The organism is Gardnerella vaginalis, assembly GCF_001546485.1.
GTDB lineage: Bacteria > Actinomycetota > Actinomycetes > Actinomycetales > Bifidobacteriaceae > Bifidobacterium > Bifidobacterium vaginale_D.
In genome coordinates, this window is the sequence record NZ_KQ956830.1 from 108,612 (window position 1) to 120,265 (window position 11,654).

8 protein-coding genes are annotated in these 11,654 nt (G+C 41.2%); 1 reads left to right on the plus strand and 7 read right to left on the minus strand.

Features of this window, described 5'->3' with window-relative positions; translation table 11 throughout:
* Positions 1 to 130: 130 nt before the first annotated feature.
* From HMPREF3208_RS00730 to HMPREF3208_RS00745, 4 genes are all read right to left on the minus strand, one after another.
* Complete coding sequence (locus HMPREF3208_RS00730; RefSeq protein ID WP_064346740.1) at positions 131 to 2,359, minus strand: protein kinase family protein; 2,229 nt, start codon at positions 2,357 to 2,359, stop codon at positions 131 to 133.
* 180 nt (positions 2,360 to 2,539) lie between these two features.
* Entirely contained in the window at positions 2,540 to 4,315 is a 1,776-nt protein-coding gene (gene murJ / locus HMPREF3208_RS00735) for a murein biosynthesis integral membrane protein MurJ (RefSeq protein ID WP_016637561.1), read from the minus strand.
* Positions 4,312 to 6,588, minus strand: coding sequence for a DUF6049 family protein (locus tag HMPREF3208_RS00740; RefSeq protein WP_081091139.1), 2,277 nt, complete (start codon positions 6,586 to 6,588; stop codon positions 4,312 to 4,314). Before HMPREF3208_RS00740 ends, murJ begins: the two co-directional genes overlap by 4 nt.
* Positions 6,589 to 6,715: 127 nt before the next feature.
* Entirely contained in the window at positions 6,716 to 7,492 is a 777-nt protein-coding gene (locus HMPREF3208_RS00745) for an NUDIX hydrolase (protein WP_064346742.1), read from the minus strand.
* 42 nt (positions 7,493 to 7,534) lie between these two features.
* Between HMPREF3208_RS00745 and HMPREF3208_RS00750 the strand changes: the two genes are divergently transcribed.
* Positions 7,535 to 9,007 (plus strand): CCA tRNA nucleotidyltransferase, encoded by a 1,473-nt coding sequence (locus HMPREF3208_RS00750; protein ID WP_064346743.1) that lies wholly within the window; start codon positions 7,535 to 7,537, stop codon positions 9,005 to 9,007.
* A 74-nt stretch (positions 9,008 to 9,081) separates the two neighbouring features.
* On the opposite strand, the gene HMPREF3208_RS00755 is transcribed toward HMPREF3208_RS00750, so the two are convergent.
* The 3 genes from HMPREF3208_RS00755 to HMPREF3208_RS00765 form a co-directional block, all read right to left on the minus strand.
* Complete coding sequence (locus HMPREF3208_RS00755; RefSeq protein WP_016637879.1) at positions 9,082 to 9,708, minus strand: LytR C-terminal domain-containing protein; 627 nt, start codon at positions 9,706 to 9,708, stop codon at positions 9,082 to 9,084.
* Positions 9,709 to 9,891: 183 nt separating this feature from the next.
* Positions 9,892 to 10,791, minus strand: coding sequence for a 16S rRNA (adenine(1518)-N(6)/adenine(1519)-N(6))-dimethyltransferase RsmA (gene rsmA, locus HMPREF3208_RS00760; RefSeq protein ID WP_032814300.1), 900 nt, complete (start codon positions 10,789 to 10,791; stop codon positions 9,892 to 9,894).
* A gap of 25 nt (positions 10,792 to 10,816) precedes the next feature.
* Positions 10,817 to 11,654, minus strand: an 838-nt coding sequence (locus HMPREF3208_RS00765) for a G5 domain-containing protein (RefSeq protein ID WP_196488941.1), incomplete at its 5' end; no start/stop codon positions are given.

Sequence of the window (11,654 nt, forward strand, 5' to 3'; positions counted from 1 at the left end):
TTAAAATAATAGTTTATTGTTGCGGAACGGAAGTTAAGAAACCAACAATGATGAAGCTACTGCTAACTATAAAGCAGTACATAATTTTTATGCATTACTATGTAATAGCTAGCAGTATTATCGCCAATAATCAATACAGTTTTACGGAATTAATGTAGAGACTATTCTTAGGCATACTATCTTTTGGAACCCACAACATAAAATCTTGTGACTTCACAATCTTCGTAAGTTTCACGTCTGTGGTTCCACTCTCATCAAACGTAAATTCTGCAACTTGTGTGCCCTTGGTTGGATCGTTTTTGGTATTCGCCAATAAATAAGCATGTCCACCAGAAGTACGGATTGAGATAACAAAACGGTATACTGCTTGTGGCTCAGTCAGATGAATATAATATCCATAACCAGGCTGTTGAGCAGGGAAACTAAGGAATTGATACCGGTCTGCCTGATATGCAACAGTGTTTGTAGGAACTTTAGGCTTTGGTACAGCACGAACTTGTTTGCGACCTATATGTTTTTTGGCAGGCTGCTTTTCTTGCGGTAAAATGCCTTGACTGCCAAACGGCACATTCTCAAGATTAGTGCTGTCCCATGAACCATTATTACCAAAGTTGTCTGCGCTTTCATGTGTGCCGAATAAACCGTGTAATGCTAGAGCTAATCCGGCAATAAGAAGCAAAGAAACTGCGCCAATCGCAATTACTTTAGTCGACAAACCCCACCAAATCTTAGCGTCTGCAATAGTGCCATTATTGCTCTGATTATTCTGCTTTTGCTTATGTAGGGCTGCAGCTTGTTCGATAGGTTGGAAACTTGGTGGCAAAGACGGCGTATTGTTCACTGGCTGATCTTCACTCTGTCTGCTGTTGATTTCGTCGCGGAGTGCTCGAGCTGATTCTTCGCCCGGCGCAATAAACCTCCCGTGGGTATCTACAACTGGAACGCGACCGGTAGACTCGCCTTCAGAAATCAAATTCTTTGGTCGAGTCATCAACTCAGTATGCTGCGTATTTTCTGCAAGCAAATTCTCAAAATCAAAACTGCCAATTACGCTTGCTTTGTTTGTAGCATTTTTTATTTCTTTATTCTGTTTATTAACAGTTTGTTCAAAAACATTACGTGACGTAGCAGAATCAGGAAAATGCTTATATGATGCCGATAATGTTGGGAAAATAACATCGTCGGTATCAAGCTCAGTAGGAGCTAAAATATTAGCCATTTCTGCTGCTGCAATATCATGAAAATCTATGTCCGTGCTAGTGTTGCCATCATCATTAAGGCTGTCGGCATCGCTATTCTGTGCATCTGCACGAGCATTGCCATGCTTTAATAACGATCCGAGTGTCCTTCCGGCATTTTTAAAACCCTTGCCGAATTTTGTAGATTTGTTACTTTCGCGAGCAAGTGTATTGAGCGATGATGCTGAAGACAGATTATTAACATTTTGTTCAGCGCGTTGCAGAAGTTGCTCATTAAATTGCTCTTCAGTTTGTGTAAAATCTTCTGGCAATGGAAGTATTTCGCTATCTTCTGCACTCTTTAGATGGACATTACTAATAGAAGCAACACTAGTTTTACCATTAAACTCAATATCCTGTTGAGTAAGCTGAGACAACGGTGTATAAGATCCTAACAATGCCATTAATTCTGCAATAGAAGCCATAGGAACGATGTTGCTATTCTCATGAGCAGCCAGGCTTCTTGTACAAATCATTCGGAACTCGGAAGGCGTATTATCTGGCAGCAGTGAGGCATCAAAATGAGCTTGCACGCGTGACGACGTTCTTGTAAGAAGAGTGTACAGTAATGATGCAAGTTGACGTGTGGCAGTATGTTCTATGCTTTGTTTTGCGATAGGATGATTATCGTCTCGCAGTTGCGTTATATCTTCTAGAAGAGGACTTACTGGGGTGTCTGCAAGCTCAATTCCAGACGAGCTGATGCGAACTGTATCGCTAGAAACAGCGTGATGAGTAATATTATTTGCGAGCAATTTACTGAGCGCTTGTGCGGTTTCTGCAACGATTGTTCGTATAGCTTCATAGCTTAATGGAGCATCTTTGCGAGCTAAATAATCATTAATAGTAACACCGCGATCAAGCGCTGTAATAATAATCGCCACAGCGTCATGATGTTGTAATTGCAGCACTTGTGTAAAACGACGATTGTGTGATAAGGCCAAAGTAGAAGCGATAGCATTTACTTCTGGCAAGAAATGCGAATTTCGTACGATAAAAAGCTGACAATCTTGCGTAAGTATATGGTCATTAGCCTGCCAAACTTGCAAGCCTGCTTCATTGCGCAGAAGCGATACTAAAACGTATCGATTCAGTACAATATCTCCCAACCGAGGTTCCATGTGTTCCTCATCTTCCTACGCATACACAATATATTAATAATATTTTTTACTACCATCTCATTGTACTGATGAAACGTCATGTTATGTACAGTAATTTTGTTGATATTGTAATAATTTCCAAAATCATCACAGATTATCATAAGAAAATATGAATACTAGTTATTAAAATTCCTCATTTCATCATTGATGGGACTGCGTATGAGACTGAACTCTGCGCGCAACGGTGTGTTTTTCTTGATGTTGTTGCGATTGTTGATGCTCGGTATCGTTAAAAACTTTGGCAAGTGGTGCAAGGGCAGGAATTTTTTGCGCAAGTTTACTGATTATTGGACGAGATAAATCTATAAGTTCATTAGCTTTGAGTAACAAAAGTATTGCGAGGTAAATTAAGGCAATAAGAATAGTCATTATTGCGCAGATGAGAATAGCGTTCATCCAACGTAATACGCCATGCAAATTTGGTGCATTAAGATTGAAAGCGTGTAATAATGGTTCGCGCACTACAAAACCAATTGCAATAGATACTACAGATGCAACAACAATTTTTATATGAGATATTACGAGTCTACGATCATCTAGATTATGTTCAAAACGATTACGTAGCATATGAACTAATGATGGAAAAGTAAGAATGTAGCTTATCGATACTGCAGCTCCTAAAGCTGTAACCCAGTAAGTAGGTGGCAAAAAATTAATGCAAGAAACAAAAATGATAAGTTCAGTAAAAAGTTGAGCGAAAGCAAAAATGAACGGACTTTTACCATCTTCAAATGCAAAAAATGTTCGTTGAATAATTAAATAGCTACTAGTAAGAGGCAAGCCAAATGCCAACATCATTAATGGTGCTGCCATAAGATTAGCTTCTTGCATGCTGATTGAAGGAATCAGAGCCAGTGAAATAGGCGTTGGAATAACAATAAAGACAACGGTAAAGAAGCACATAATTAAACTTACGTGGCGAAGAGCTTCACTCAAATCATTACGTGCGATATGCAAATCGTGCGCAGCAATAGCTCGCGAAATTTTAGGGAAAATAGCAGTTGCTACCGATACTGCGACCAATGAGTATGGTAGCAAGAACATGGTGTAAGCGTTTTGATAAGTAGCATTGCCAGCTACTTCAAATTGATTTAAACCTAAACGTTGTTCTGCAATAAATGGAACGCTAGTAGTGATATGTGTAGTAATCATTACAACAATTTGCGTAACAATTACAATACCCATACTCCATGCGGCAACAGGACCCATAGAACGTAGACCGATATCTCGTATTCCCCAGCTTGGATGATATTGGATGCCGCTTTTCATCAGTGGCCAAAAGAGTACTAAAGCTTGCGCGGCAACGCCAAAAGTCCAGAAACCAGCGGTGAGTAGTAAAGTAGAGCCATTCCAGAAACTGAGTGGTGCTTGATTTACTTTTCCAAAAAGTAGAATGAAAACACCAAAACCGCAGCAACTAATAATATTAGCTGCAACTGAACTCCACGCGTACATTGCGAAACGACCTTTAGCGGCAAGTATCTGACCAAGAACCGTGTACAATCCATAGAAAAAGATTTGTGGCATACACCATAAGGTAAAAGCACAGGTGAGAGTCTGCATTTCGGCATTTCCGCCGGCATAGAGCATAGTGAGTAAAGGTGTTGCTACAGACATAAGAATAGTAACACCAAGAAGTAGAACGATAGCAAAAGTAATAAGCTTATTGAGGCGTTCTTCCGCATTTTTCTTCTCTAGTGTACGCACAATTTGCGGCACTAACACAGCATTAAAAATACCACCAGAAACAAGCGTATAGATGAGCTGTGGAATCATGGATCCAGCTTGATATGCGTTTGCAGCTAAGCCCGTTGTTCCAAGAGCTGCAGCTAGCAAAATAGTGCGTATTTGACCAGTAATGCGTGATGCTGCTGTTCCGCTAGCCATAATAACAGAATTGCGACCTACTGAACTCATTCGTCTGGATCCTTCTTACGGTGGAATTGCCTCCAAAGACCAAGTGCACCAAGCATGAAGGCAAATATTATGATAATCGTACCGCTTTTATCGCTAATTTGCAGTGTGCTAGTAATGAGTGTGCGTTGCTGTTGTGAAAATATGCGATGTTGTCTATCTTCCAGTACAAAAGTGGCTTGAGTGTGAATTGAAGTCGTAATGCGCAGCGGTAAAGTAACTTGGGTTTCGCTATTTGCTGGAATATTTACCAAAGTTTTACGGCGTGTAACGATTTCCATAGCATGCGTATCGGCGGATAAATATACTCGCACAGGGTAAGGGTGTGCATTGCTAATGGTAACTGGCATACTGGCAGTTTCGCTTACTGCTGTGATTCCGCGTGGTGGAATAATACGGATTTTGTTAAGTAGTGCGCTGGTGAAATATTGGGCGGTATCGTTACGTAAATCTGATTTGTTGAATTGTTTATTTTGGGTATTGCTTTTCTTAAGTGTTATTGTATGAGACTGTACCGTCGTATTATTAGCTAGCTCGTGGAATGCGATATCGTCATAGAGCTGTAGTACATGCTCCCCCCAAGTTTTTGCGTTCATAGTTTTCTTTGTTTTTGCCGTTTGTTTAGCAAGTGCTTGGGCATCGCCTTCAGTGTTGTGTGATTGATTAGCAGCATTGTAATCAAGAATATGTTTGGTAAGTCGTATAACGTCTTGTCGACGATGAGCTAAATTCTTGAGAGTGGTACGTCTTAAAGAGGCTGATTTTGCGGATATGCCGCTACTGTGAGGAATAGCGCGCATAATGCTATTTTGTTTCCAATAAGGCAATGTGTTTTGTTCAAGGCGTGCCATGGTATTGAGGCTGCTGAGTGAAAGCCATGGCGATTGTTCTAATGCGTTCATAACAGCATCGATACTGGATACAGACGTGTTATTGGAAAAAGTGATAAGAATATTGCGGCTGATATACGGCTGTTCCATTTGATAAAACGCGCTTTGTGCTATGAGACGATTAATGCGCCCAGCTTGAGTGCGTTCGCTTACAGCATGAGTGCTAGTAGGTTTACCATTTGCCAGTGTGGTAAGCACTAATTGTGGTGCTAGTACGCGTACGTTTCCAGCAGGAGTATTAATATCGTAAACTCCATTACTAACGGCAAATTGTGATGCGCTGGCGTCAAATTCATTCGTTGCAATAACAGTGTTGTATCCGTTACGTTTTGCTTGCATTAGAGCTGCAAGTGTCCAGTTGCCATGAGTTTGCCATGCGTAGGATTGTGGAAAAGTATGAGTAGTTTCGTTAGGGTGCTGCGTTTTATGTAGGTTAGAGGAATTTTTTGCAGTTGGATTAGTTTGATTGAATAGTGAACTACGAGCTGACCAATCTGCTTTATCAATGCCTGCAAAACGGTAGATACTATCATTGTAGTCGTCTGCATATGCGCTAATGTCGAATCCATTTCGTTGCATGTAGGCGCTTGGTGACATTAGTGAATGTGCTGCTTGCAATGTGTTTGCATCTGCAATAGTTTGCAACTTTGTATGTTTGCTAATTAAATCAGCTTTTTCAAGAATACGTTGGACGTCATTTTTATGAGCCTGTAATGTTGCGTCAGCGTGAAAATTAGGTTGTACGGTGCCATCTTTTACGATTCGCTGTGTTGCTGCCAGTATTGGCATAACAGCAGTAAGATTCATTGCCGGTGAAGATGTTGCGTGCATTCCGGCATTCGATCGTGTTAAAAAAGAATATATTGATTTATAGCGTGAATAATCTTGTGAAAAATACGTAATTTTCAGCGGCTTAGGACCCCAATGCCAAATAGATTGTAGTTCTTGTTTATTCGATGGTATGTCAAAGCGGATTGTGGTAGTACTACCAGCAGGTAATTTCGTGATTTTTGCAGATCCTAAAATTTGTGGTGTAGGTATAAGTGATTCACCCTGCGCCCAATTTTGCACATCAGTACGAGATACAAAAGTGTAGCTGGAATTAATAGCAAGCTGTACTGTGCCTTCTGGCAGGGGTACCGTATTTGCTTTTAATGTTGCAGTAAGATGATACCCACTTTTGTCAGTTACAACGGGCGTGGCTTGCACTATGCTGAGCTCAATGTTTCTACTATGTGGATTGGTATCTAAGAATTGTTTATTATTGACTTTCGAGTTATTGGTATTTTTTGAATCTGCAGGCGTAGTTTCTGCGTACGCTGTGCGCACTAAGCCGTAGTATGGAATATTTCGTATGCCAATCGTAGCAATCGCCAATGTGAGCACTATAAGAGAAGCTAATGTAAAGCAAGTAGTTACTTTGCAAGTGTGTTTTAAAACTTGCAATGAAGAAACTAAGGTACGTTCTAGTGATGTATGCGAAGAATTATGCGCTGAGTGCGTGGTGTAGTGCTTACTCGCGAGATTTGTCACTGTGAGACCGCCTATGTGCTTTTTTTGCATAGAGCCATGCAATCTTTCGTTCATTTGGATAGCTTAATACACTATTTAATTCTTTAAAATTAACCCATATTGCATCTTCTGCTTCATGATCAGGATCCCCTAATACTGAAAGATTGCCGCTCACATAGCGTAATGCAAAATGATGTACTAGTTTATGTACACGATGAGATGTGCCTGTGAACCAATAGTCTATGGTTGCGATTGAATCCACTACTTCACCTACAATGCCAGTCTCCTCATGAATTTCACGAACAGCAGTTTCTTGGGGCGTTTCCCCTTTTTCAATATGTCCTTTTGGTAAACACCATTCGAGATGTCCGCTTCTGGAATGACGAGCAATAATTGCGACACGCCCGAGTGTGTCAAATACAAGCCCTCCTGCAGAATATTCGCGAATAATTGGTAAATCTTGAGCGTCTAAAGAGGCAAAAGTTGTAGGAGTATCTAATAATCTACGCTGTGGCATGAGCGCTGGAGAGATACCAGAAATTGACGATGTTTTCTGTAGTATTTCCGTAGATAATTCTATGCCTTGTGTGCTCTGCTCGTCTGTGGAAAATACTGGAATATCAACGAAAACTTGCTGCTCAGCCTCTTCTTGTATGTGATTTTTTTTACGATACATATTGGCTAAGTCAAGTGGTGTTACAGCAAGCTTAGACTGATTTTGGGTATGGTTATCCGCAAGCTTGGCAAGCATGTGTCGTAAATCTGCGGGAGTAACCATACTCCCCACCTTACTCAATCCGCTGTGCATTGGGGTAACGGTATGCTGGATTATAGATTGATTTTTGCTGAAAGGGTGTCGGTAAGGGTGACTGAGAATTTTAAAGTTTGGCCTGAAGCTATAGAGTTGGGGCAGCTTTTTGCTGAACATCATTATGAACTTGCATTAGTTGGTGGTCCTGTTCGTGATATGTTATTGCATCGCGTGTCGCATGATCTTGATTTCTGTACGTCGGCTCGCCCGGAAGAATTTGAATCTATTTTGCGTCGTTGGGGACACGATGGTTTTTGGGATATGGGTCGTAAATTCGGTACTTTGGGTGCTATGCGTCGACGTCCAGATGGCACAGAAGTAAAAGTTGAAATTACAACTTATCGTTCTGACCTTTATGATCCGGATTCTCGTAAACCGGAAGTACAGTATGGTGATACTTTGGAAGGCGATCTTTCTAGACGCGATTTCACTGTTAATGCTATGGCATTGCGCGTACCGGATTTGGAATTTGTGGATCCTTTTGGTGGTGCGAATGATCTTGCTAAAGGTGTATTGCGTACTCCCGTTGATCCTCGTCAATCTTTTGATGATGATCCTTTGCGTATGATGCGTGCTGTGCGTTTTGTGGCACAACTAGGTTTTAGTATTGAAACAAATACGGCTGAAGCAATTGTGGATATGACAGATCGGCTCGATATTGTTTCAGCCGAACGTATTCGTGACGAAATTACTAAACTGTTGCTTTCTGATAGACCACGTAAAGGTTTGGAGGCACTTGTCGAATCTGGTATTGCTCAGCGTGTACTACCAGAAATTCCTGCTTTGCAGCTTGAAATTGATGAGCATCATAGGCATAAAGACGTTTTTGAGCACACTATGATGGTTCTTGAGCGTGCCATCGCCTTAGAAACGGATCAGGAAGGTCCAGTGCCTGCTCCAGATTTGACTTTGCGATTAGCTGCTTTACTCCACGATATTGGTAAGCCACGCACGCGAAAGTTTGAAGATGGAGGAAAAGTAAGCTTTCATCATCATGACGTAGTTGGTGCAAAAATGGCCCACAAGCGGTTAAAGGCGTTGCATTTTGATCATCATCTTATTGAAGATGTAAGTGAATTGGTTAATTTACACTTGCGTTTTCATGGTTATGTTGATGAGCCGTGGACTGATTCTGCTGTACGCCGTTATGTAAAAGATTCAGGGCATTTATATGAACGTTTGAATCGCCTTACGCGCGCAGATGCCACCACACAAAATCGTCGTAAAGCATTGATGTTTGAACATGCTATGGATGAGATGGAACATCGTGTCAAAGAACTTAAAAAACAGGAAGATTTTAATGCTATTCGTCCAGACGTCGATGGTAATGAAATTATGCAATTATTGCATTTACAACCTGGTCCAATAGTTGGTGAGGCTTACAAACATATGCTGGACTATCGTCTCGATAATGGTCCAGTACAGCATGAGGTTGCAGTGGCAGAATTACTTCGTTGGTACCAAGAAATGCATAAAGACTAGCATAGTCTATTACAAAACTTGAAGGATAGAAAATGGGTAGTTGTGATATCAACTGCCCTTATTTCTAATTCTTTTTATTTAACTTCTTTATGTTGTTCTGCTTTAGGAAGATGTTGCATACTATCAGCTTTTAAGCAGCCCGGTATTTCTTGTATTGCAGCACCTGCTGCTGGAACGTCGACTTTTGGACGGAGATTAGTGAAAGTTGACCCAAGTACAATGTCAACAAGTTTATCTTGGCGGTCATCCATGCGCATAACAGCGTCTGTGAAATTAGCGTTCACTGTGTACGCTTCGTTAATGGCATTTCTTCCAAAATAAATAGTTGTCCGCTTAATATTGTTGGTTTTATTATTATTGACTTCGGTGAGATTAAACCCTCGAGCATTCAATGCTTCACCTACAGCGCGTGCAAAGCCGCGGAATTTTGTGCCATTAAGTACTCTTATAGCTACAGCGCGGTTGTCGACATAAGGAATTTTAGCGCTCCCCTTATCTTTTGTTGCGCATGGTGCAGTTACGCCATAATTGGGATTATCTTTCGGTGTGGCTGTGGAGTTAATGCCAAAGACGTGAAACTGTACAAGGAGTGCAATAACAAAAATAACAGCTAAAGCGATTCCTACACTAGTGAGTACAGATCGTTTCTTCTGATTCATGAAAGCTTTACGAGCAATACGTTCATCGTATTCTTGCGCCATGTTCACTTCCGATCTGCGACTATGTGTCCACTTGTTCATGATAAATTTTTGCAAGCTGTAAAGCTTGATATACGCTGTATATTACTGGTCATGTATGACGGGTTTCAAAATATAACAGCAGATTTATGATATTACGAATAAATATATATGCTAACTAGTGATTTTGTTTCAAACTAACGGTAATTATTGCTCACTGCAAGTTTTGCATGCACGATACAATGCAACAAATTCATCGCATGTAAGTGTTTCTCCACGTCTAGTGGGGTCAATTTTAGCTTTTTGGTAAGCTTCCTCAGGTACTTGATGTTTAAGTGCTGCATGCAATGTTTTACGACGCTGTTGGAATGCCGCATCAATGAGTGTAAACACTCCTTCGCGCTCATTACTATCGCCTTTGCTGGTAGTGTTACGAGTAAAAGAAACTAACGCAGAATCAACATTTGGTGCTGGCCAGAACACATTGCGTCCAATAAGTCCTGCACGTTGCGCCTTGCCATACCAAGCTAGTTTTACACTCGGTGTCCCATATACTTTATTTCCTGGCTGAGCGCATAAACGATCTGCCACCTCTTTTTGAACCATAACCAAAAAGCGTTGTAAATTATTAAATTTTTCAAGTAGTGTAAGCACAATAGGCGTTGCAACATTATACGGAAGATTCGCAACAAGTGTAAATTGTGTAGCTTGAGCTAGTTGTGGCACATCTTCAGCGTTCACTGTTAAAGCATCCTTTAAAATAACGCTGCAGCGCGGCTTTGCGCATGGCATAAATTCTTCTACTGTGTAAGGCAAGCGTTTTGCGAGTGGAGGATCGATTTCTATAGCTGTAAGGTATGCTCCTGCTTGCAGTATTGCAAGAGAAAGTGAACCAAGGCCAGGTCCTACTTCCATAACATTGTCGCCATTGCCAACTTCAGCAGCTGCAACTATTTTTCGTACGGTACCAGGGTCAATAACGAAATTTTGACCGAACTTTTTTGTTGGTGTAATGCCTTCTTCTGCAGCAATACGTCGAATATCAGCCGCACCTAAAAGTTGGCCATGAGTTTCAGTATTGATTTCCGTCAATGTGTACCATCCAATAAGTAGTGTTCGTATATTGTGTAATTTAATACCAGCCAATAGTGCGCGAATGTTTTACAGCTCCGCTAGGAGATTTATAGTTTGATTTGATATAAGTCAAACCCCAACTGATTTGTACGGCAGCATCTTCATGCCAATTGGCTCCGGCGCTTTTCATTTTATTTCCAGGAAGTGCTTGAGGAATTCCATATGCATGTGAGCTTGGATTTTCTGCATTCCAGCGCCACCCGGATTCCCTATTCCACAGCCACACAAGGTCTTCCCATTCTTTGCCAGTCCAGCCCATTTGTGCTGCTGCTCCTTGTGCAAAAAGTTTGGCCTGTTCTGGTGTAGCATGAACAAGACTATCTGGGTTGGGTGCAGGTGCTGGAGCTGGAGGGTTGGGTGCAGGTGCTGGAGCCTGTTGCTGATTTTGTGTCGCTTGAGCTGTAGCGTCTTGTGCAGGTTTTTGTTGTGTACTGTTACCTTGCTGGGCTTGGTTTTGATTATTTTGCTCCTGTACTTTACTTTGCGTCGTGTCTTGTTGAGTCTGTTGAGTCTGCTGAGTCTGCTGCTGTTTTTGTGTAGAGGTTTGTGGGGATTGTTGTGGTTTTTGTTGTTCCTGATTCTCTGTTTTGGCAGGCTTTTGCTCTGATTGTGGTGCTGGTTTAGCAACAGGTGTTGGAGAAACTTGTTGTGCCACTTGTGATTTTGTTTGTTTGTTCTGCTGCTGTTTTTGTTTATTCACGCGATTTGGGTGAACAGAAGCAGGAGCTGATTTTCCTATGGCAATAACCTGATTAATGGCAGGTTTTATTAAATTTTGTGAAACAAGAGTAGCGCTTTCAGCTTTGCCGTCCACGTATGTCACGTTATATACATCT

Excerpts from the sequence above, each read along its gene's own strand:
- HMPREF3208_RS00755 (WP_016637879.1), bottom strand. The coding sequence starts at position 9,708 with ATGGCGCAAGAATACGATGAACGTATTGCTCGTAAAGCTTTCATGAAT.
- murJ (WP_016637561.1), bottom strand. The coding sequence starts at position 4,315 with ATGAGTTCAGTAGGTCGCAATTCTGTTATTATGGCTAGCGGAACAGCA.
- HMPREF3208_RS00750 (WP_064346743.1), top strand. The coding sequence starts at position 7,535 with ATGCTGGATTATAGATTGATTTTTGCTGAAAGGGTGTCGGTAAGGGTG.
- HMPREF3208_RS00745 (WP_064346742.1), bottom strand. The coding sequence starts at position 7,492 with ATGGTTACTCCCGCAGATTTACGACACATGCTTGCCAAGCTTGCGGAT.
- HMPREF3208_RS00730 (WP_064346740.1), bottom strand. The coding sequence starts at position 2,359 with ATGGAACCTCGGTTGGGAGATATTGTACTGAATCGATACGTTTTAGTA.